The 20,561-nt window shown below is 74.3% G+C and carries 19 protein-coding genes and 1 tRNA gene; 7 read left to right on the top strand and 13 right to left on the bottom strand.

The features are described from left to right. The first annotated feature begins 124 nt into the window (after positions 1-124). Together ACWDYF_RS26750 and ACWDYF_RS26745 are read left to right on the top strand one after the other, a co-directional pair. The gene (locus ACWDYF_RS26750) at positions 125-1,318 is read left to right on the top strand and encodes a hypothetical protein (RefSeq protein WP_389472096.1); all 1,194 of its coding nucleotides are present in this window, start codon (positions 125-127) and stop codon (positions 1,316-1,318) included. Positions 1,319-1,417: 99 nt separating this feature from the next. Beyond that, positions 1,418-1,873, top strand: a complete 456-nt coding sequence (locus ACWDYF_RS26745) for a hypothetical protein (RefSeq protein ID WP_389472099.1) — start codon at positions 1,418-1,420, stop codon at positions 1,871-1,873. A gap of 84 nt (positions 1,874-1,957) precedes the next feature. Here the strand turns inward: ACWDYF_RS26745 and ACWDYF_RS26740 are convergent, their stop codons facing one another. Next, the gene (locus tag ACWDYF_RS26740) at positions 1,958-2,353 is read right to left on the bottom strand and encodes a hypothetical protein (protein ID WP_381744696.1); all 396 of its coding nucleotides are present in this window, start codon (positions 2,351-2,353) and stop codon (positions 1,958-1,960) included. Positions 2,354-2,797: 444 nt separating this feature from the next. Between ACWDYF_RS26740 and ACWDYF_RS26735 the strand changes: the two genes are divergently transcribed. The 4 genes from ACWDYF_RS26735 (at position 2,798) to ACWDYF_RS26720 (ending at position 7,518) form a co-directional block, all read left to right on the top strand. Then, entirely contained in the window at positions 2,798-3,355 is a 558-nt protein-coding gene (locus ACWDYF_RS26735; protein WP_018566487.1) for a hypothetical protein, read from the top strand. A gap of 60 nt (positions 3,356-3,415) precedes the next feature. Continuing rightward, the gene (locus ACWDYF_RS26730) at positions 3,416-4,051 is read left to right on the top strand and encodes a hypothetical protein (protein ID WP_389472107.1); all 636 of its coding nucleotides are present in this window, start codon (positions 3,416-3,418) and stop codon (positions 4,049-4,051) included. 333 nt (positions 4,052-4,384) lie between these two features. Further along, complete coding sequence (gene selA / locus ACWDYF_RS26725; protein WP_389472194.1) at positions 4,385-5,677, top strand: L-seryl-tRNA(Sec) selenium transferase; 1,293 nt, start codon at positions 4,385-4,387, stop codon at positions 5,675-5,677. 11 nt (positions 5,678-5,688) lie between these two features. Beyond that, positions 5,689-7,518, top strand: coding sequence for a SelB domain-containing protein (locus ACWDYF_RS26720; RefSeq protein WP_389472110.1), 1,830 nt, complete (start codon positions 5,689-5,691; stop codon positions 7,516-7,518). A gap of 14 nt (positions 7,519-7,532) precedes the next feature. Here ACWDYF_RS26720 and ACWDYF_RS26715 read toward each other — a convergent pair. Continuing rightward, a tRNA-Sec gene (locus ACWDYF_RS26715) sits at positions 7,533-7,625 on the bottom strand. A gap of 32 nt (positions 7,626-7,657) precedes the next feature. On the opposite strand from ACWDYF_RS26715, the gene selD reads away from it, so the two are divergent. Then, positions 7,658-8,689, top strand: coding sequence for a selenide, water dikinase SelD (selD, locus tag ACWDYF_RS26710; RefSeq protein ID WP_018566491.1), 1,032 nt, complete (start codon positions 7,658-7,660; stop codon positions 8,687-8,689). 55 nt (positions 8,690-8,744) lie between these two features. Here the strand turns inward: selD and fdh are convergent, their stop codons facing one another. The 11 genes from fdh to ACWDYF_RS26655 form a co-directional block, all read right to left on the bottom strand. Then, a complete protein-coding gene (gene fdh, locus ACWDYF_RS26705; RefSeq protein WP_389472114.1) occupies positions 8,745-12,005 on the bottom strand; it encodes a formate dehydrogenase in 3,261 nt (1,086 codons plus the stop codon). A gap of 112 nt (positions 12,006-12,117) precedes the next feature. Further along, positions 12,118-13,074 (bottom strand): NrfD/PsrC family molybdoenzyme membrane anchor subunit, encoded by a 957-nt coding sequence (nrfD, locus tag ACWDYF_RS26700; RefSeq protein WP_389472196.1) that lies wholly within the window; start codon positions 13,072-13,074, stop codon positions 12,118-12,120. Between the two features lie 155 nt (positions 13,075-13,229). Continuing rightward, on the bottom strand, positions 13,230-14,225 hold the full coding sequence (locus ACWDYF_RS26695; protein ID WP_389472117.1) for a 4Fe-4S dicluster domain-containing protein: 996 nt from the start codon (positions 14,223-14,225) through the stop codon (positions 13,230-13,232). Between the two features lie 107 nt (positions 14,226-14,332). Further along, entirely contained in the window at positions 14,333-14,773 is a 441-nt protein-coding gene (locus ACWDYF_RS26690; RefSeq protein WP_018566496.1) for a hypothetical protein, read from the bottom strand. A gap of 23 nt (positions 14,774-14,796) precedes the next feature. After that, positions 14,797-15,999, bottom strand: a complete 1,203-nt coding sequence (locus ACWDYF_RS26685) for a carboxylate-amine ligase (RefSeq protein ID WP_389472120.1) — start codon at positions 15,997-15,999, stop codon at positions 14,797-14,799. Between the two features lie 37 nt (positions 16,000-16,036). Further along, the gene (locus ACWDYF_RS26680; RefSeq protein WP_381744703.1) at positions 16,037-16,489 is read right to left on the bottom strand and encodes a hypothetical protein; all 453 of its coding nucleotides are present in this window, start codon (positions 16,487-16,489) and stop codon (positions 16,037-16,039) included. A gap of 208 nt (positions 16,490-16,697) precedes the next feature. After that, positions 16,698-17,021, bottom strand: a complete 324-nt coding sequence (locus ACWDYF_RS26675) for a hypothetical protein (RefSeq protein ID WP_381744704.1) — start codon at positions 17,019-17,021, stop codon at positions 16,698-16,700. A gap of 280 nt (positions 17,022-17,301) precedes the next feature. Beyond that, the gene (locus ACWDYF_RS26670) at positions 17,302-17,499 is read right to left on the bottom strand and encodes a hypothetical protein (RefSeq protein WP_381744705.1); all 198 of its coding nucleotides are present in this window, start codon (positions 17,497-17,499) and stop codon (positions 17,302-17,304) included. Between the two features lie 108 nt (positions 17,500-17,607). Beyond that, positions 17,608-18,846, bottom strand: coding sequence for a cytochrome P450 (locus ACWDYF_RS26665; RefSeq protein WP_381744706.1), 1,239 nt, complete (start codon positions 18,844-18,846; stop codon positions 17,608-17,610). 50 nt (positions 18,847-18,896) lie between these two features. Further along, positions 18,897-20,291: an NAD(P)/FAD-dependent oxidoreductase gene (locus ACWDYF_RS26660; RefSeq protein ID WP_381744707.1), complete on the bottom strand. Its 1,395-nt coding sequence runs from the start codon at positions 20,289-20,291 to the stop codon at positions 18,897-18,899. After that, positions 20,281-20,526 (bottom strand): ferredoxin, encoded by a 246-nt coding sequence (locus ACWDYF_RS26655; RefSeq protein ID WP_389472126.1) that lies wholly within the window; start codon positions 20,524-20,526, stop codon positions 20,281-20,283. Before ACWDYF_RS26655 ends, ACWDYF_RS26660 begins: the two co-directional genes overlap by 11 nt. Positions 20,527-20,561 lie beyond the last annotated feature (35 nt).

The raw sequence follows: 20,561 nt of genomic DNA, 5'->3' as shown, positions 1-20,561 counted from the left end.
CCGGGATCCGCCGGTCTGGTTCGCCGGAGCTGCTTCCAGGTGATCGCTGTAATTGAATCGCACGCGTGTGCGGACTTTGGCTACGATCTCGACCGACCGATACGCGCACCGAACTGGGGGATCCATGCGCATCTCTGCGCCTTCATGCCGAAACCACCTGGCCATACGTCGACTGGCTGCCGTCTCGATCGTGCCGCTCGTGGTGCTCGGCCCGACAGTCACCACTGCCTCCGCGGTTCCCGCCGCGCACCCCGTGGACACGAAGGCTGCCTTCGGTCTGGACGCGGCCACCTACCGTGACGTGACCGGCACGGCCTCTCTCGTCGCGAACCGGCAGGACTTCAGCGTTCGGACCGCACCGTCCGGACAGACCGCTGTGGTGGACAGCTCCATGACATCCGAGGGGGCCATCAGCGCCGCGAACCCCCGTTTCGTGGACCTCGCCTGGAAGGCGTATGCGCGCGAGGCCCGCTACACGGTGCTCCGCGGTGACATCGTCCTCGCGGAGCTCCCGGCGGGATCGACCAGCTTCCGTGACACCACGGTGCGGCCGGGCGCGGTGTATCAGTACCGGATCGTTCCGCAGCTGATCGGTGACGCCGCGCAGGCCCGCACCTTCGGACTGAGCGTGAGCGTCCCCGCCTCCGAGAAGGGGCAGTCGGACCTCGCGGCGATGCGCACGTCCGCCACGGCCCGCGCCGGCGCCGCCGCAGCGGCGACCACCACGACCTTGACGTGGACGACGTTCATCGCGCAGAAGCGCCTGGACGCCCCGCTGGCCGCCGGAAAGGCGGTCTGCACCTACGGCAAGGGCTATACCTTCGGCGGCGACAACCGCGGCTTCGACTGGCGCAGTTCCAGCTATCGCACCACCGCCAACGCCGTGATCACCTGGAAGAGCAGGAAGGTCGACGGATACACGAGCATCGGCGCCACGCACGTGTACAACAAGAAGACCGGCAAGCTCGTGGCCAAGCGCACCGCGTCCGGCAGCAAGATGCAGGTCCGCAAACTCGGCAGCGGATCGGGCTATGTGGACATCCGCATGGTGACGCACGCCACCAACCCGTTCTGCAGCAAGAAGCTGCCCAACGCGATCGACGGAGCCCTGCAGTTCAAGATCCGCTCGAACGGCAACTGGGAGATCCGTTCCGGTGACCACCGGCGGATGCCCAGCCACTACATCTACATCTACAACGGCGGCCGGGTGACCGACGTGTACAAGGCCAAGGCCGCCAGCCCCTGGTGCCTGTCCGGGTCAGGGCCGGCCGGATGCGAGCTGGCGAATCTGACCGGCTACTACGGCCACTACAAGTAGGGACCGGATTCGGCCTGCCCCGGGGAAAGGAGGACACTGACCCTGGAAGCGGATCACCGCGCAGGGTGCTCCCTGGGCCTACGAACGGAAGAGCGTGGCATGACCGTCACCTGGCGCAGCGCCGTCACCTATGCGCTGACCGTTGTCATCGGCTCCTGGACGATCGGAGCCGTGGTCGATCTCGCCTGGTCAGCGGCGGCAGGCGGTCTCGGGTCCTGGGTAGCGCAGTGGCCGGCGAACTCCCTTTCCTATGTATTCCTGGCCGCCGCCACGCTCACCCTGACCCTGACGCGCCGTTTCACCCCTGCCGTACCGCAGTGGCGCATCCCGCTGGTCGACGGATGTGTCTACCTGCTGATCCTTCTGCTCTGGGCGGGTCTCTCCGCCTGGCGGGACGAAGCCGCCGCACCGGCCGACGACGCCTTTGCCACAGCAGGTCTCGCTCTGCTCACGCTCCAGTTGCCGTCCGCTTGGCTGCTGAGCACCTGGCGAGCCCGGCACCTCGATGTCGCGGTGCGCCGGCAGCACGGCAACAGCGCCATGGCACCCGGCTAGCAGGACATCGTCCTGGACGACACCGCACGGCGTGCGGTCCGGATGACCGGGCCGCACGCCGTGATCGGTTGTGATGTGCCGGGGTCAGCGTCCGTGACCGCCGCCACCGCCGTGGCCGCCGCCACCATGACCGCCACCACCGCGGCCGCCGCCGTGGTCACCGCCGTGGTCGCCGCCACGTCCGCCATGGTCGCCACCGTGGTCACCGCGTCCGTGGTCGCCGCCACGTCCGTGGTCACCGTAGTCGCCGCGGTGGTCGCCGTGGTCACCACGGTCGCCGCGGTGGTCGCCGTAGTCGTTGCAGTCGTTCCACCAGCCACCCCGGTCGGAGCAGTCCCTGCTGTAACCGGAGTTGTGGTGGGAGTCGTAGCCGGAGTCATGGGCCGAAGCGGTCCCGGCCGCGCCGATCGCGGCGCCGCCGGCCATCACGATGCCGGCCGCGGACACGGCGAAGAGGCGCTTGACGCGCTGTGCTCGCATGAGTAATACCTTTCCTTCCATCGTCCCGTGCAATGGATCGACCGCACGGGATTGATGGCCGCGCCCTGTACAGAGAATGTGCGGCGCGGTCGTAGGCGTCGCCGCTGGAGTGAGAAGCACGTCCCGGTCTCCGGCACCGCCGTGCCGTCCGCGTGAACTCTCACGGGCCGGTACCGCGGCGACGGGCCCCTCTACGGAGACCTGGCCGGACGGGGCGTGCCCCCGGTTGCGGCTCTCACTGGTAGACGCTAGTCGCCCGTTCGCGGGTCGGCATCTTGAGCGCCGAACCCGTGCGCGACCCGCGTGCGGCCCGTGCGGAATCCCGCCGCCGAGCGCGAGCGGGACGGCCGCCGAGCGCCAGAGGGAACGCGAGTGGGAAAGGGGATCCGCGCATGACATACCCGAGGACGGGCACGCGGAACAGTGCCCAAGGGGGTGCATCACATGTCCACGGGAACACTTCTCGCCATCATCATCCCGGTCGTCGTCGTCCTGGCACTCGTCGCCGTGGCGGCCTCCCTGCTGACCAGGCGTCGCCGTCTGCGCCAGCGCTTCGGGCCCGAGTACGAACGGACCGTCGGCGGCGCCGAGAGCCGCAGAGCCGGTGAGCGCGAACTCAAGGAACGCGAACGGCGGCACGACTCGCTGGACATCAAGCCGCTGCCCGCCGTCTCGCGGGAGCGCTACACGCGTGAGTGGAGCGGCGTCCAGGAGGAGTTCGTCGACCGGCCCGCGGAGGCGGTGCACGACGCGGACCGGCTCGTCACCTCGCTGATGCACGAGCGGGGCTATCCGACCGAGGGGTTCGAACAGCAGGCGGCCGACCTCTCCGTGGAGCACGGCAGCACGCTGGAGCACTACCGGGCCGCCCACGAGGTCGAGACGCTCAGCACCAGGAGCAAGGCCACCACCGAGCAGCTGCGGGGGGCCATGGTGCACTACCGCGCCCTCTTCGACGAACTGCTCTCCGACGGGGGCCGGGCGCAGCCCGCCCGGTCCTGACACCCGGCCTGCCACACCGGCCGGCGCCCCCGCGGCACCGGCCGGGCAGGGAGGAACACCATGCACGCAGACAAGGACCAACCGCGCCGCTTCAGCGGCGGCCTGTCCACCGAGGACCTGGCACAGCCCTCTGGTGCCCCCGCGCCGGAGACGGAGGAGCAGCGGACCGGTGCCCGCAGGGCCCCCGTCTACCCCGGTGAGAGCACCGGCACGGTGCGCAGGGAGCAGACACCGGACCGCGACCGGATGTCCGGTGGTGCCCGGGACACCGCCGGTACGGCACCCGGCACGGCACCTGGCACGGAGGGCGCGGCCGATACGTCCGCCGCCCGGGAACGGCCGGACTCGCGGCCCGCCGCGCCGGACACCGGCCGCACCGACGCGGCCGCCGGGAGCACCGGCGCGGCCGCCGACGAGGGAGAGGCGGCCCCCCGGCTGCTCACCCCGGAGGACGAGCAGGGCTTCCGTGAGCGCTGGCACGAGATCCAGAGCCAGTTCGTGGACGACCCGAGGGAGGCCGTGCACACCGCCGACGCCCTGGTGGCCGACGTCATGCAGACCCTGGCCGCGACCTTCTCCCGGCACAAGCAGGAGCTGGAGAGCCAGTGGAGCCAGGGCGAACGGGTCGACACGGAGGACCTGCGCAAGGCGCTGCGCCACTACCGATCGTTCTTCAACCGCCTGCTCAGCACCTGACGCTCCCGCCACCGCGTCCGCGCGTGTCCTCCGCCGCCGCCGGGTTCCGGCGTGTCGTGCGGAGGACCGCGGCCGTTGAGGGACGATGGGCCGCTCGGACGGCCGGAGAACGGGCGCGGCCCGGAACGGAGGGACGGCGTGGACCAGCGGGTCGCGGGACGGCGCAACCGGCGCGGCCAAGAAGGACCCGGCCGACCCGAACGGCCCAGCCCCTCCGAACAGCCCGAACAGCCCGAGCGGCTCGGCACCTCGGACCCGTCCGGCCCGGGGGAGGCAGCGGCCACGGGCCCCGGCCCCGGCTCCGGCCCCGGTGACGGCGACGTACGGCGGCGCGTGCCCCGCACCGACGCCGTACTGCGCGATCCCCGCCTGGTCCGGGCAGCGCAGCGGCTCGGACCGGACCCCGTGAAGGCCGCCGTCCGGCAGGCCCAGGACCGGGCACGGCACGGCACCCTGGCGCCCGAGGACGTACCGGACGCGGCGGTCGCGCTGCTGCCGCCCACCGCCGGGGGACTGCGCCCGGTGATCAACGCCACCGGCGTCCTGCTGCACACCAACCTCGGCCGGGCGCCCCTGTCCGAGGCGGCCCGGCGGGCGGTGCGGGACGCCGCCGGACCCACCGACGTCGAACTCGACCTGGCCACCGGCACCCGGGCCCGTCGCGGCCGCTCCGCGCTGGCCGCGCTGCGCGCCCGGGTGCCGGACGCCGCCGCGGCGCACGTCGTCAACAACGGCGCCGCCGCCCTCGTCCTCGCCGCCACCGCGCTCGCCGCGGGCCGGGAGATCGTCATCAGCCGCGGTGAGATGGTGGAGATCGGCGACGGCTTCCGCCTGCCCGACCTGCTGGTCTCCACCGGCGCCCGGCTGCGCGAGGTCGGCACCACCAACCGTACGGACGCGGCCGACTACGCCGCCGCCGTCGGCCCCGGCACGGGCTGCGTCCTGAAGGTCCACCCGTCCAACTTCCGCGTCACCGGCTTCACCCGCGCCGCGCGGACCCGGGAGCTGGCGGCGCTGGGCGTCCCCGTCGTCGTGGACATCGGCTCCGGACTGCTCGCCCCGCACCCGCTGCTGCCCGGGGAACCCGATGCCGCGACCGAGCTGCGGGCCGGAGCGGCGCTGGTCACCGCGAGCGGCGACAAACTCCTCGGCGGACCGCAGTGCGGCCTCCTCCTCGGCGACGCCGGCCTGGTCGGCACCCTCGCCCGCCATCCCCTGGCCCGCGCCCTGCGGGTCGACAAACTGACCCTGGCCGCGCTGGAGGCGACCCTGACGGGCCCCGCCACCCCGACCGAGACAGCCCTCACCGCCGACGCGGGCGAACTGACGCGCCGCGCCGAACGGCTCGCCGACGCGCTGCACGGCACCGGCGTCGACGTACGGGCCGTCGCCTGCGCGGCCGCGGTCGGTGGCGGCGGTGCTCCCGGAGTGGAGCTGCCCAGTGCGGCCCTGTCCCTGCCGGAGCCGTACGCCGCCGCGCTGCGCGCCGGTCCGCGGCCCGTCGTGGGACGCGTCGAGGCCGGGCGCTGCCTGCTGGACCTGCGGGCGGTGCCGCCCGAGGACGACGAACCGCTGGCCGAGGCCGTACGCCGGGCCCGGACCGCACGCCGGGCCGCAGAAAGGTAGGCGGGGCGGCCATGCGGGTCCTGGCCACCGCCGGGCACGTCGACCACGGCAAGTCCGCCCTGGTGCGGGCCCTGACCGGGATGGAACCCGACCGCCACGAGGAGGAGCGCCGCCGCGGGCTCACCCTCGACCTCGGCTTCGTGTGGACGCCCGCCGGGCCGGACGGCGAGCACCTGGCCTTCGTCGACGTGCCCGGACACGAGAAGTTCGTCGCCACCATGCTCGCCGGGGTCGGCCCGGTGCCCGCCGTGCTCTTCGTGGTCGCCGCCGACCAGGGCTGGCAGGCCCAGTCCGCCGAACACCTGGCGATCCTCGACGCGCTCGGCGTGCGGCACGCCGTGCTCGCCGTGACCCGCGGCGACCTCGCCGATCCCGCTCCGGTGCGCGCCGACGCCCTGCGGCGGCTGGCCGCCACCTCGCTGGGCACCGTGCCGTCCGTCGCGGTGAGCGCGGTCACCGGTGCCGGTCTGGACACGCTGCGCACCGAGCTGACCCGCCTCGCCCGCGCCCTGCCGGTGCCGCCGGCCGACGCCGACGTACGGCTGTGGCTGGACCGCGCCTTCACGATGCGCGGCCACGGCACCGTCGTGACCGGCACGCTCGGCGCGGGCACCCTGCGCGTCGGGGACCGCCTGGTCACCTCGGACGGCACGACCGCGCTGCGGGTGCGCGGCCTGCAATGCCTCCAGGAACAGCGCACGGACGTCAGCGGCGTCGCCCGGGTGGCGGTCAACGTGCACGGCGCCCCGGACGGCGCGCTCCGCCGCGGCGAGGTGCTGCTGACCCCGGACCGCTGGCTGCTCACCGAGGTCGCCGACGTCCGGATCGGCGGCGTCCCGGCCGGTGAACTGCCCCGGGAGGTCCAGCTGCACCTCGGCACGGCGGCCGTCCCGGTGACCGTGCGCCCGCTGGGCGAGGACACCGCGCGGCTGACGCTGGGCCGGCGACTGCCGCTGCGCGTCGGGGACCGCGCGGTGCTGCGCGAGCCGGGCGGCACCCGCCCGCCCTGCGCCGTGACCGTCCTCGACGTCCGCCCGCCGCGCCTGGCACGGCGCGGCGCGGGCCGGGCCCGCGCGGCGGACCTCGCCCGCACGACCGGCGAGCCGGACGGCGCGGCGGAACTGCGCCGCCGCGGGCTCGTGCGCCGCGCCGAGCTGCTGGCGATGGGCGTACCCGCACCGGCCGCGCCGGGCACCGGCGACTGGCTGGCCGACCCGGAGCACTGGACCGGCCTGCGCGCACGGCTGACCGCCGAGGTCGAACGGCACGCGCGACAGCACCCCATGCAACCGGGCCTGCCCGCCGAGGCGGCCCGCCACCTCCTCGGCCTGCCCGACCGGACTCTGGTCGACGCCCTCGTCCGCACCCCGGGCGAGCGCGGACTCGTCTCCGAACAAGGCCGGTTGTACGCCCGGGGCAGCCTCCGCCCGGCGCTGCCCCCACCGCTGGCAGCCGCCGTCGACGCCCTGCGCGGGCAACTGGAGAAGACGCCCTTCCGCGCACCCGAGGCCGACCGCCTCACCGAACTCGGCCTCCACCGCAAGGAGCTGGCGGCGGCCGTCCGCTCCGGCGCCCTGCTGCGGCTCGCCGAGGGCGTGGTCCTGCTGCCGGGCGCCGACACCGAAGCCGCCGCCGTGCTGCGCCGGCTGCCGCAGCCCTTCACCCTCAGCGAGGCCCGCCGGGCCCTGGACACCACGCGCCGGGTCGCCGTCCCCCTCCTGGAACTCCTCGACGTCCGCGGCCACACCGAACGCCTGGACGACCGGCACCGCCGCTGCCGCCCGCAGGGACACAAGGGGCAAGAGGGGCGGGAGGGGCAAGAGAGACGGGAGAGGCGGTAAGACGAAGTTGGGGACGGAGGCGGACGGGAATCGAACCCGCCTGCCCGAGATCCTCGGGCACCTCGGTTTTGAAGACCGGGAGGGCCACCAGGCACCCACACGCCTCCACCGCCCGCTCAGGCTACCGGAAGGGACCCGCATGACGACGACCGGCGAAACGCCCGTACGGCTCACGCAGTTCGCCCACGGAGGCGGCTGCGCCTGCAAGATCCCGCCGGGCGAACTGGAGGAGGTGCTCGGGTCGCTGACGGCGGCGCCGCCGGTGCCCAGCAGGGCTCCGCTGCTGGTGGGGGCGGCCACCGGGGACGACGCGGCGGTCGTACGGCTGCCCGCGGCGGCGGACGGCGGCACGCAGGGCATGGCCATGGTGTGCACGGCCGACTTCTTCACACCGGTCGTCGACGACCCCTACGACTGGGGGCGCATCGCCGCGGCGAACGCCCTCTCGGACGTCTACGCGATGGGCGGCCGCCCGGTCCTCGCCGTGAACCTCCTCGCCTGGCCGCGCGAGGTGCTGCCCTTCGCGCTGGCCCGCGAGGTGCTGCGCGGCGGCCTGGACATCGCCGCCGAGGCGGGCTGCCACGTCGGCGGCGGACACAGCGTGGACGACCCGGAGCCGAAGTACGGCATGGCCGTCACCGGACTCGCCGACCCGGCCCGGTTGCTGCGCAACGACACCGGCCGCCCCGGAGTGCCGCTGTCCCTGACCAAACCCCTCGGCCTCGGGGTGCTGAACAACCGGCACAAGGCCACCGGAGAGCGGTTCGAGCAGGCGGTGGCCACCATGGTGGCGCTCAACCGGGCGGCGTCCGAGGCGGCGCTCGCCGCGGGCGCCACCTGCGCGACCGACGTGACGGGCTTCGGACTCCTCGGCCATCTGTACGAACTGGCCCGCGCCTCCGACGTGACCGCCGTCCTCGACACCGCCGCCGTGCCGTATCTGGACGGGGCCCGGCAGGCGGTGCGGGACGGCTACGTCAGCGGCGGCACCCGGCGCAACCTGGAGTGGGTGACCCCGGTCACCGACTTCGGCACCGCCGACGAGGACACCCGGCTGCTCCTGGCCGACGCCCAGACCTCCGGCGGTCTGCTGGTGGCCGGGGAGATCCCCGGCGCCCCGGTGATCGGCGAACTGCGACCGCGCGGCACGCACGCGCTCGTCCTCAGATGACCCCCGGACTCGGACAGCCCGGGACCGGCGGCACACAGACCGGGCCGGGCGCGGCTCACAGCTCCGTGCCCGTCCGGTCGTCGATGCCCGCCCGCGCCCGGTAGGCGCGCACCAGCGCCGGGGCCGCCGGGCCCCGTGGGCGGCGGCCGGGCCGGATGTCCACGGCGAACGCCTTCGTCTCCTGGATGTGGGTGTTCGGGTCCAGGGACAGGTGCACCAGCTCGTTGGCGGCGTCACCGGTGCTGTAGCCGTTGGGACCCCAGTGGTAGGGCAGGCCCACCTGGTGCAGGGTCCGGCCGTGCACCCGCAGCGGCGCCATCCGGTCGGTGACCAGCACCCGTGCCTCGATCACGCCCCGGGCGCTGACGATCGTCGCCCAGCCGGTGTGTCCGAGCCCGCGTTCGGCGGCCAGCTCCGGGGACACCTCGCAGAAGAACTCCGGTTGCAGCTCCGCCAGATACGGCTGCCAGCGGGACATGCCGCCCGCCGTGTGGTGCTCGGTGAGCCGGTAGGTGGTGGCCACGTAGGGGAAGACCTCCGTGCCCGGCTCGCCGCCGCTGGGCTGGTAGCGGTTGTCCGGCACCGACGGCATCACCTGCCGCACCGGATTGCGCTGCTGCCCGTACAGCAGGTTCTCGAAGGGCGAGTCCTGCGGTTCGTAGTGCGTGGGCAGCGGGCCGTCGGTGAGCCCTGAAGGCACGTACAGCCACGCCTTGCCGTCGGCCTGCATGATGAACGGGTCGGTGCCCGACAGCGCCTCGGGGCCGGTCGCGTCCGGCGGCGGCCGGTGACCGGGAGACTTGTCCTTCTTGAAGTCGGCGACATCGTGGCCGGTCCACTCCCGCCGGTCCGCGTCCCACCACACCAGCGCCTTGCGCGCGCTCCACGGCCTGCCGTCGGGGTCCGCCGAGGCCCGGTTGTAGAGGATCCGGCGGTTGGCGGGCCACGCCCAGCCCCACTCGGCGGCCACCCAGTCCTGCTCCCGGCCCGGCCTGCGGAGGGCCGCCCGGTTGACGCCGTCGGCCTGGACCCCGCAGTAGATCCAGCAGCCGCAGGCGGTCGAACCGTCGTCGCGCAACTGCTCGTACGAGGACAGCGGCCGGCCCTCGGCGTCCCGGCCGTTGATCTCGGCGAGCACCGACTCCGCGTCCGGCTCGCCCCACTCGCCCCGCGCGGCGTAGTCCCAGGCCAGATCGAGCACCGGCCGGTCCATGGGCTCCGGGGAACCGGCCAGCTTCTCCCGGACGAGCCGCCCGAGGTGGTAGGTGAACCACAGGTCGCTGCGCGCCTCGCCGGGCGGGTCGACGGCCTTGTGGTGCCACTGGAGCAGCCGCTGCGTGTTGGTGAAACTGCCGTCCTTCTCGGTGTGCGCGGCGGCCGGGAGGAAGAACACCTCGGTGCCGATGTCCTCGGTGCGCAGCTCACCGGACTCGATCTCCGGGCCGTCCTGCCACCAGGTGGCCGACTCGATCAGCGAGAAGTCGCGCACGACCAGCCAGTCCAGGTTCGCCATGCCCAGCCGCTGGAGCTTGGCGTTGGCGGAGCCGACCGCCGGATTCTCCCCCATCAGGAAGTAGCCCTTGCAGACGCCCTCCAGCTGCGCCATCACCGTCTCGTACGTGGAGTGCGAGCCGGTCAGCCGCGGCAGATAGTCGAAGCAGTAGTCGTTGCCCTCGGTGGCCGCCTCGCCCCAGTACGCCTTGAGCAGGCTGACCAGGTACGCGCGCATGTTGCCCCAGTAGCCCTTGCGGGCCGCCGCGCCGCGCACGAAGGCGTCCAGGTCCTCCTGCCGGTGGGCGTGGGGCATCGGGATGTAGCCGGGCAGCAGGTTGAAGAGGGTGGGGATGTCCGTGGACCCCTGGATGGAGGCGTGCCCGCGCAGCGCCAGGATGCCGCCGCCCGGCCGCCCGATGTTGCCGAGCAGGCTTTGCAGCACCGACGCGGCCCGGATGTACTGGACGCCCACGGTGTGCTGGGTCCAGCCGACCGCGTAGGCGAACGCGGTGGTCCGCTCCCGCCCGGAGTTCTCCGTGACCAGCGCGCACACCTGGCGGAACAGCTCCTGCGGCACCCCGCAGACCTGTTCGACCAGCTCCGGCGTGTAGCGGGCGTAGTGCCGCCTGAGCAGTTGGAGCACGCACCGCGGATGCGTCATGCTCTCGTCGCGCTCGGGCTCGCCCTCGCCGATCCCGGCGCCGCCCGATCCGTGGGACTCGCCGCGCGCCGCCTCGCTCACCGAGGCGCCGCCGCCGGTGCGCTCCTCGTACTCCAGGTCGCGTTCCCCCGAGGCCGCCTGCGTCTCGGTGCCCGCGTACTGCCAGGTGCTGTTGTCGTAGCTGCGGGTGTCCGGGTCCAGCCCGGAGAACACGCCGCCCAGGTCCTCGGTGTCCCGGAAGTCCTCGCGCAGCACCACCGGGCCGTTGGTGTAGGCCGCCACGTAGTCGCGGAAGTACGCCCCGGTGCTCAGGACGTGGTTGATGATCCCGCCGAGGAAGGCGATGTCCGAGCCCGCGCGCAGCGGCACGTGCACATCGGCCAGCGCGCTGGTGCGGGTGAAGCGCGGATCGACGTGGATCACCTTCGCGCCCCGGGCCTTGGCCTCCATCACCCACTGGAACCCGACCGGATGGCACTCGGCCATGTTCGAGCCCTGGATGACGATGCAGTCCGAGTTCTGGAGGTCCTGCTGGAAGGTGGTCGCGCCGCCGCGGCCGAACGAGGTTCCCAGACCGGGAACGGTGGAGGAGTGTCAAACACGCGCCTGGTTCTCGATCTGGATCGCGCCCAGCGCGGTGAAGAGCTTCTTGATCAGGTAGTTCTCCTCGTTGTCCAGCGTGGCGCCGCCCAGGCTCGCGATACCCATGGTGCGCCGGGTGCGCGCGCCGTCGGCCTCCCACTGCCAGCCCGCCCGCCGGGCCGCGAGCGCCCGGTCGGCGATCATGTCCATCGCCGTGTCCAGGTCGAGCCGCTCCCAGCCGGTGCCATACGGCCGCCGGTACAGGACGTGGTGCTCGCGGGCGTCCCCGGTGGTCAGCTGGAGGCTGGCCGAGCCCTTGGGGCACAGCCGCCCGCGCGAGATCGGGGAGTCGGGGTCGCCCTCGATCTGCGTGACCCGCCCGTCCTGCACGTACACGTTCTGGCCGCAGCCCACGGCGCAGTAGGGGCAGATCGACTTGACCACCCCGTCCGCGGTGGACACCCGGGGCGTGAGCCGCTCGCTCGGCCCGCTCCTGGCGGCGGCCCCGCGGCCCAGCGGGTCGGTGCCCGTCAGCTGGCGGTAGACCGGCCAGGAGTCGATCCAGGTGCGTACACCCATGACGGGGGCCTCCTCTCCGGTACGGCGCTCGGCCCCGGTACGGCGCGCGGTGGCGCGGTGGCTGCGGAGTACCCCCGGCGCCCCCGGGGAAAACGGCCGTGCCGCCGGTGGGTCAGCCCGCGCGGGCCCGCAGCCGCTCGCGCTGCGGTACGACGGTGTACCGGGGATCCTCGGCCGACGCCACGCCCGCGTGGAACACCCCGAAGCGCAGCGCGGCCGATCCGGTCAGCAGAGCCGCCCCCGCGGCCACCGCCGCACCGCGACCACGACCGCACCCCGGCCACCGGCCGCGCCTCCGCCGCCCGCGCGCACCCGCATCCGTACCCGTGCCCGCGTACGCCGCCAGCACGGCGCCGCCCGCGGTCAGCAGCTCGGCGGCCCGCAGCAGCCGGTGCGCCCGGCCCCGCTCGAAGACCTCCGCCACCAGCCCCATCCGGCGTGTCATCAGCCGGAAGGCGCCCAGCTCCAGCGCGGCGCCCAGCACGGCCGCCCGGCGCGCCGGTCCGGTCTCCCCGAGGGGCGCGCAGGCCAGGGCGAGACCGGCCGCCGCGCTCGCCCCGGAACCCGCGAAGACGAACGGCAGCGTGCGGTACCCCTCGTGCCAGGCCGGCACCGCCGTGTCCGACAGCAGGACCGCGGTGTACGTGACGACGGCCGGGCCCAGCACGGCCGCCCCGGCGGTGGCGCCCGCGCCGAGGAGCCGCAGGCGGCCGGTGACGTCGGCGGCGACGGCGGCCAGGGCCAGCGGCGCGTACCCGGCCAGCAGCCAGGAACCGGTGTTCATCGGCGAGGTCGGCTTGACCACGCGCAGCATGTTGAGGAACCGGGCGGGCCGGCCGAGGTCGTGCACCAGCGTGCCCAGGGAGAGCGTGATGGCACCCGCCGCGCCCGCCTTCGCCACCCGCGCCAGTGCGGGCCGCCCGGTGGCGTGCCCGCCCGCCGCCAGCAGGGACGATCCGCCGGCCAGCCCGCCGAGGCAGAGGTATCCGGCGATGTCGACCGGCTTCCACGTGGGGGCCTTCAGGACCGGCTCGCCGTAGTACGAGGTGAACGCGGCCTCGGGGACCATCGACCGCTCCCCGCGCCCGCGCCGCCGCCCGCCGCCGCGGCGTCCGCCCGCCGCTCTCCCGGAGGGGGCGGGCGCGAGCGCGTCGCGTCCGGGGCGCGCGCCCTCCACGCCCTCCCCGGTGACGTCCGACCGCCGCTCGGGCCGGTCCCGCCCGTTCACCGCGGCCTCCGGGCGAAGGCGGCGGCGCCCAGCAGGGCGAGCGAGGCGGCGGCCGTCGCCGCGTGCCTCCACATCGCGGTCAGGTCCCGGGTGGTGACCACCGGGTCGGGCGGCAGACCGTAGACCTCGGGCTCGTCGAGCAGCAGGAAGAACGCCCCGTCGCCGCCGACCCCGTCCTCGGGGTCCTCGCCGTAGAGCCGGGCCTCGGTGACACCGGCCGTGTGCAGCCGCGCCACCCGGGCGGCGGCCCGCTCGCGCAGCTCCTCCAGCGGGCCGAACTGGATGGAGTCGGTGGGGCACGCCTTGGCGCACGCCGGTTCCGTCCCGGCGCCGAGCCGGTCGTAGCACAGGGTGCACTTCCAGACCCGGCCGTCCTCCTTGCGCTGGTCGATCACCCCGTACGGGCAGGCCGGCACGCAGTAGCCGCAGCCGTTGCACACGTCCTGCTGGACCACGACCGTGCCGAACTCGGTGCGGAACAGCGCCCCGGTGGGGCACACGTCGAGACAGGCCGCGTGGGTGCAGTGCTTGCACACGTCGGAGGACATGAGCCAGCGCAGTTCGGTGCGCCCCTCGGGGGCGGGCGGCGCGGCGGGGGAGCGCGCGGGGTCGTCGAGCGCGCGGGCGGCCTCGAAGGCGTCGAAACCGCCGTGGCCGCCGCCCTGCCCGGCGGCACCGTGACCGGCGGGGCGCTGCTGCTCGACGAAGGCCACGTGCCGCCAGGTGTCCGCGCCCAGGCCGCGCGTGTTGTCGTAGGACATGCCGGTCAGTTCCAGGCCGTCCTCGGGGACCGAGTTCCACTCCTTGCACGCCACCTCGCACGCCTTGCAGCCGATGCAGACGGAGGTGTCGGTGAAGAAGCCCACGCGCGGCGGGGCGTCCGGATAGCCCGCCGCCCGCGCCACGTCCGGCTGCGGGCCGTAGAGCTGATTGGCGTGGTGCGCGGACAGCTGGTCCGCGTGGTGCGCGGTCGTCTGTGGCCTCTGCGGCATCTGTGGCCTCCTCGCTCGGCACACACCCGGTGCTCGCGGACGGGCGCGCGACGGGTGCCCGGGGACCGTACGGCCGAAACCGCCGTCCCCCCCGCCCCCGCGGACGGTCAGGCTCCGGGTGGCGGATCCGGCGGCAGGTGCGCGTTGTGCCAGGCGATGGCGCGCCGGATCTCCGGTGCGTGCAGGCCGGTGCGGCAGCCGAGCCGTTCCATGGTGAGCACCGGAGTGCCGCCGCTCAGCGCACGCTCGATCTTCGCGGCCCACAGCTCCTCCTGCACGAAGGGCCGGTGCCGGTAGCGTTCACGGACGACGGCCAGGTGCGCCTCGCTGCACGCGGTGACGAGGCGCAGCCCGTCGAACCAGTCGTCGGTGGGATGGACGGCCGAGGAGTCGGGCACCCGTTCCCGCACCGCCTCGCACGCGGGGAAGGTGAGCCCGCACAGATCGCACAGCTCCGGTGCGACGGGCCCGGCGTGCCGCGCCCGCCACCTGCCCCTGCCGCCCCTCGTGCCCCTCGCGTCCCCCGTGCACTTCCTGCGCTTCCACATGGCGGCTCCCGCACATGGCTCGGTCAGGACAAGGGGTTGCCCGCCCGGCCGGTGCCGAAACCGCCGGCTGCCTCGACCGGTGCGGAACGCGCCGCACCGGATCCGGCCGCCGCGTCCGCCGGCCGCGCGGCGGCCGTGGGCGCGCCCGCCGCCGTCTCGGCGGCCAGGGCGGCGACGGCCGCGGCCGGGCCCCGGCGTTCGTACACGCCCCGCAGCCGCCGGGCCGCGCTGCCGTCGGCCAGGGCGAGCTCCAGCAGCTCCCGGACGGCGTCCCAGTCGCCGTAGGCCTCCAGCACCGGCCGGAGCCGGGCCAGCAGGGTGTGCAGGACGGTGCGGGCGGGGGCGGGGCGCAGGGTGACGGGATCGGTGAGCGGCCCTTCGAGACCGCAGCGCGCCGCCTGCCAGGCGGCGGCCCGCAGCCACTCGTGCCGCCCGTCGCAGCCGGGGTGCTCGCGCCGGGTGAGCCGGGCGCAGGCGTCGTGGACGAGGGCCCGGAAGAGACCGGCCACCAGCACCACCGTCGTCACGCGCGGGCAGGCGTCGCAGATCCTCAGCTCCAGCGTGCGCTGGTGCGCGGAGGGGCGGACGTCGTAGTAGACCATCCCGGGGTCACTGATGACGCCCGAGCGGATGAGGTCCGCCAGCAGGGCGTCGTAGGAGGCGGCGCCGGAGTGGCAGCCCGCCGGGCCCGCGGTCGGCCAGCGCTGCCACAGCATCGTCCGCCAGCTCGCGTACCCGGTGTCCGCGCCCAGCCAGTACGGGGAACTGGCGGAGAGCGCCAGCAGCGGGGCGAGCCACGGCCCGACCAGGCACATGGCGCGTACGGCGGTGTCCCGGTCGGGCACGTCGACATGCACCTGCGCACTACAGATCAACTGCTCGTCGGCGAGCCGCCGGTACTGGTCGGCCATGCGCAGATAGCGCGGGTCGGCGGTGACGTCGCCCCGGGCCGGGGCGGCCAGCGGGACGGTGCCGGCGGCCACCGCGGTCAGCCCGAGGGCGGACGCCGCGGCGGCCAGCCGCCGCCGGGACGCGGTGAGGTCGGCCAGCAGCCCTTCGAGGGTGGCGTGCACCCCGCTGTTGCTCTCCACGACGGACCGCTGGAGCTCCGGCGCGTACCCGGACCCGCCCAGCCGTTCGAGCACGGCGCCCGCCCGGGGCACCAGGCGGCCCGTCTCCGCGTCGACGAGGTGGAACTCCTCCTCGGCACCGATGCGCAGCGTCACTGTGCCTCCGCTTTCTTCGCCTTGCTCGCCCCGCCGGTCAGCGCATGGCGTGGTAGGCCGCCGCGGTCGTCAGGCCGTACACCAGGTGCGGGACGATGTCGGACACCCAGGACGCCAGGTCCCAGGAGCCCGGATCGGTCAGCCGGAGCGCGGTCGCGGGCGCGTTGGCGCCCGCCATGACGGCGGCGCCCAGCAGCGGCCCCGCCACCAGCACCGGCAGCGGCCGCCGCCGGGGCCGCAGCAGGCCGTAGGCCACGCCCGCGCCGATCCCGGTCGCGTACCCCATGAGCGCCCCCGCGGCCTGGCTGCGGTTCTCGCGCTCCTCGCCCTGCCCCAGCGGCACCCCGGCGCGGCCGGCCAGCCGCCCCGCGACCTGCGCCGGGACGGTGCTGGCCGCGCGTCCGCGCAGCAGCATGTCGCCGTAGGAGACCAGGTCGAGGGCGAGCGTGCCCGCGGCACCCGCCAGCAGGCCCTTGGTGATCGAGTGCATCCCGGCTGCTCCCTTGCTCGGCAGACACCCCGGGTTCCCCCGTGGGCGCGGCGAAACAGTGTCGGACCTGCGAGAAAAGCCCTGGGCGCCACGCGACCGGCGGCCGGGGGAGCGCCCGCGTGATGCGCGCGCCCGCCACCGGACCGCCGGTCGGGGACGACCGGGTCCCGGAACCCCGCTCAGTCCGGAGGGGGTCCCGGCCCTCCGCTCAGTTCCACAGGGGATAGGTCACCGTGCGCTCGTACCCGGCCGGCCGCGCGCCGGGGAAGACGAGGGTGAGCTGCGTGAAGTGCTGGACCCGTGGGTGCTTCTTCCAGGGCTCCGCGCGGTCGAGCCGCACGACCACCGGGTACGAGTGGAAGGTGCCCGCCGCGCAGTACGGCTTGCAGTCGTTGACGACGTTGACGCCGCGGGCGACCGCGGAGCGGCCGTTCCACCGCGTCCAGTGCAGCGAGGACAGACGGCTGTTGCCGTCACCGCAGGCCAGGATGAACGCCTCGGGCCGCGTCCGCGGCTTCCACAGGCAGTCCACGAAGATGGGCTGCCGGTGCCATGTGTGTCCGGCCGCTGTCGGGGTTGCCGGTGCCGCGGCGGCCGCGGAGACCGTTCCCAGAGCCGCGCTGAGCACTACGGCTGCACCGAGTGTGACTGCTGTCCGCACTGTGTGTCCGCCCATGTTCCGCTCCCGGCGACGACGTCAGAACCTTCCAATGACGCTACGACGGGGTGGGGGGACGCACCACTCGGACGGAGCAGCACCACCACTCGCACGGGGGACGGACATCACCCGGACGGAGGAGGCGGACGGCCGCTCAGTCCGGTGCGTGCCGGGGCGCGGCCGCGCCGAAGGGCGGGCCGCCGTCCGGGACGGCCTGACAGGTGCCGCACAGTTCGTGCCGGCCGTCATGGGTGACGACCGTCCCCCAGCCCAGGCAGTGCTCGCAGTCGCGGGCGGGGCCCAGGTCGGGACGGGGCGGCGGGGTGGGGCTGTGGTGGGCTCCGTACGCCATGCGGGGGCGGCTCCTCGGGATCGCGGTGAGTCGCGGTGCGTTGCGATGACAACGTTGACTATTTTGTCTGATTTTTTCGAGTTGTCCAGAAGTTTCCTCAGGCACCGGTCAGGGCAGTACGCCGTCGATCGCGATGTTCAGATGCCGCGGGCCGCGCAGCACCGCGTTCTGCCGGTACGGCGGCGGGTCCTCGACGAGCCGGGGGTTGTCCAGGCGCCGGGCCAGCGCGGTGAGCGCGATCTGTGTCTCCAGCCGGGCCAGCGGGGCGCCGAAGCAGACGTGGATGCCGCTGCCGAACCCGAGGTGCTGGATGTCGCCGCGGTCCGGGTCGAACCGGTCGGGGTCGGTGAAGCGCTCCGGGTCCCGGTTGCCCGCGCCCAGGACCAGCCAGATCCGCGAACCCTTGGGGATGGTCACCCCGCGCAGCTCGATGTCGGTGATGCAGGTGCGCGAGGGCACCAGCTGGACCGGCGGCTCGTAGCGCAGCAGTTCCTCGACGATGCCGGCCGACAGCCCGGGGTCCTCGCGCAGCCGCCGCAGGTGCTCCGGGTACCGCAGCAGCGTCAGCATGCCGTTGGTGATCAGGTTGACCGTCGTCTCGTGGCCCGCGATCAGCAGCAGCACGGCCGTGCTGAGCACCTCCATCGTGGACATGGCGCCGTCCGGGCCGTGACCGGACATCAGGTCGGACAGCATGTCGTCGCGGGGCTCCTTGGCGCGCTGCTCCGCCAGACCGGCCAGGTACATGCCGAGCTGGACCCGGGCCTCCTGCGCGGCGCGCTGGACCGGGGCCCCGGGGTCGTTGCGCGAGTCCGGGTCCAGACCGGCGACGATCGGGTCGACCCAGGCGCGGAAGCGCGGTTCGTCCTCGCGCGGCACCCCGAGGAGGCGGCAGATGACGGTCACCGGGAAGGGGTAGGCGAACTGGTCGACGAGGTCGATCTCCCGCTCGTCGCCCAGCTCGTCGAGGAGTTCGGCGACGATCCGGCCGAGCTCCCCGCGCATGTCGTCGATCCGGTGCGGCCGGTGCGGCGGCCCGAACGAGCTGTTGGCGATCCGGCGCAGCCGGTCGTGCTCGGGCGGGTCGAGCCGGATGAAGCTCGGCGGCAGCCCCGTGGCCTCCGGCTCCGACAGCTCGTCGGCGCCCGGAGCGGTGAGATTGCCGGCGTCCGAGCTGATCCGGGGGTCGTGCAGCAGTCCCAGGATGTCGTAGTAGGAGCTGACGACGTACGGACCGCCCTCCTCCTCGTGCAGCACCGGTGTCCTGCGCAGTTCCGCGTAGAGCGGGTAGGGGTCGGCACGGCTGGAGTAGTCGGTGATCCGGCGCAGCAGCGACGGTTGCGTCATGGGGGGTCCTCGGGTGGGGAGGGAGGGGCGGGGCTCGGGCCGTGCGGCGGTCAGTGGCGGGCCGGGGTGAACACCAGGCGCCGGTCGGTGGGGGAGTAGCCGCTGAGCGTCACCGTCGGGCCGTGCGTCGGCAGGGACGGGTCGGGGAAGTCGGCCGGCATCGCCTTGCGGCCCTCGGGGCGGCGGTCCATCGTCGGGTACTCCACCGGGAACGGGGCGCCCGTCTCGATCTGCCGCTCGTAGAACTCCAGCCAGCGCGTGTTGTCGAAGCTCACGGCGGCGATGACGCGGCCCTGGTAGCCGTAGACGCCGACGAAGCGCCGCTCGGTGAGCGAGCCCTGCGTGATCATGATCTGCTCGCCCATGGACGGCACGCCCACGGACTTGATGTTCACGCCGAACTGCGACGACCAGAAGGCGGGCACCCACATGTGCGGGATCCGGTCCGAACTGGCGCTGATCATGTTGTGCGCGGCCACCTCCGCCTGGGCGACGGCGTTGCCCCAGTGCTCCAGCGACAGGAACTGGTAGCTGAACAGCGGATGCGGGGAGCGCGCCACGTCCCCGGCCACGTACACGTCGTCGGTGACGATGCCCCGGAAGTCGAAGGCCCGGCAGCCCGCGTCGCAGGCGATACCGCGCGGCCCGGCGCCGAGCCCGGAGCCGGTCAGCCACTCGGTGTTGCGGGTCGCGCCCAGGCAGACCACCACGAGGTCCGTCTCGACGACGCTGCCGTCGGACAGGTGCGCGGCCCGCACCCGGCCGACCGGGCTGCCCTCCAGGCCGGTGACCATGACGCCGGTGCGCAGATCCACCCCGTGGTCGTGGTGGAGTTCCGCGGCGACCGCGCCGACCACCCCGCCGAGGGCGCCCACCAGCGGCGCGTCCGCCCGCTCGGCCACGGTGACGGGAATGTCCTGGTCCCGGCAGGCGGAGGCGATCTCCGAACCGGTGAACCCGGCGCCGATCACGAACACCCGGCGCGGACCGGCCTTCAGCCGCCGGTGCAGCCGGACGGCGTCGTCCCGGGTGCGGAGCACGAAGACCCCGTCGAGCTGGGCCTCCTCCTCCTTGGGCCAGGGCCGGGCGCGCACCCCGGTCGCGATCAGCAGCCGGTCGTAGGGCACCTCGTCGCCGTCGGCGAGCCGCACCCGCTGGGCGGCCAGGTCGAGCCCGGTCGCGGCCGTGCCCAGCCGCCAGACGGCGTCGACGTCGCGGCGCCCGGGGAGGTCGGTGCGGTCCGGCGCCGCCTTGCCCAGCAGGACCGCCTTGGACAGCGGCGGCCGGTCGTACGGCTGGTACGGTTCGTCGCCGATCATGGTCAGCGAGCCGCGGAAGCCCTCGGCGCGCAGGGTCTCGGCGGCCCGCAGACCGGCCAGCGAGGCACCCACGACGACGATGCGGCCCTCGCGGCGCAGCCACTCGTGGAACTGCTCAGCGGGCATCGGGTGCCCCCTGTCCCGCCGCGGCCGCCGGCTCGGCCGGACCGCCGAGACCGTCGGCGGTGATCGCCTGCACCGGGCAGGCGGCGACCGCGCGGGCCACCTTCTCCCGCTGTTCGTCGTCGGCCCAGGGGCTGTAGACGAGTGACTCCTCGCCGTGCATCGTGAACACGTCCGGCGCGAGGAACGCGCACTGAGCGTAGCCCTGGCATCTGTTGAGATCGACGACAAGCCTCATCGGTGACCCGCCCTTCCGGCGGCCAGGTCCTCGGG

The organism is Streptomyces sp. NPDC003284, from assembly GCF_053589675.1.
The sequence above is the reverse complement of the archived record's forward strand: the minus strand, read 5'-3'. Positions and strand labels throughout refer to the sequence as shown.

Bases quoted from the DNA above. Each gene is read 5' to 3' on its own strand.
- nrfD (WP_389472196.1), bottom strand. From the start codon at position 13,074: ATGGTCCCCGAGGCCGCGTTCACCTCGTACTACGGCGAGCCGGTCCTG.
- ACWDYF_RS26740 (WP_381744696.1), bottom strand. From the start codon at position 2,353: ATGCGAGCACAGCGCGTCAAGCGCCTCTTCGCCGTGTCCGCGGCCGGC.
- ACWDYF_RS26730 (WP_389472107.1), top strand. From the start codon at position 3,416: ATGCACGCAGACAAGGACCAACCGCGCCGCTTCAGCGGCGGCCTGTCC.
- selD (WP_018566491.1), top strand. From the start codon at position 7,658: ATGACGACGACCGGCGAAACGCCCGTACGGCTCACGCAGTTCGCCCAC.
- ACWDYF_RS26695 (WP_389472117.1), bottom strand. From the start codon at position 14,225: ATGCCGCAGAGGCCACAGACGACCGCGCACCACGCGGACCAGCTGTCC.
- ACWDYF_RS26690 (WP_018566496.1), bottom strand. From the start codon at position 14,773: ATGTGGAAGCGCAGGAAGTGCACGGGGGACGCGAGGGGCACGAGGGGC.
- ACWDYF_RS26660 (WP_381744707.1), bottom strand. From the start codon at position 20,291: ATGCCCGCTGAGCAGTTCCACGAGTGGCTGCGCCGCGAGGGCCGCATC.
- ACWDYF_RS26735 (WP_018566487.1), top strand. From the start codon at position 2,798: ATGTCCACGGGAACACTTCTCGCCATCATCATCCCGGTCGTCGTCGTC.
- ACWDYF_RS26665 (WP_381744706.1), bottom strand. From the start codon at position 18,846: ATGACGCAACCGTCGCTGCTGCGCCGGATCACCGACTACTCCAGCCGT.
- ACWDYF_RS26680 (WP_381744703.1), bottom strand. From the start codon at position 16,489: ATGCACTCGATCACCAAGGGCCTGCTGGCGGGTGCCGCGGGCACGCTC.
- ACWDYF_RS26670 (WP_381744705.1), bottom strand. From the start codon at position 17,499: ATGGCGTACGGAGCCCACCACAGCCCCACCCCGCCGCCCCGTCCCGAC.
- ACWDYF_RS26750 (WP_389472096.1), top strand. From the start codon at position 125: ATGCGCATCTCTGCGCCTTCATGCCGAAACCACCTGGCCATACGTCGA.
- ACWDYF_RS26745 (WP_389472099.1), top strand. From the start codon at position 1,418: ATGACCGTCACCTGGCGCAGCGCCGTCACCTATGCGCTGACCGTTGTC.
- ACWDYF_RS26655 (WP_389472126.1), bottom strand. From the start codon at position 20,526: ATGAGGCTTGTCGTCGATCTCAACAGATGCCAGGGCTACGCTCAGTGC.
- ACWDYF_RS26720 (WP_389472110.1), top strand. From the start codon at position 5,689: ATGCGGGTCCTGGCCACCGCCGGGCACGTCGACCACGGCAAGTCCGCC.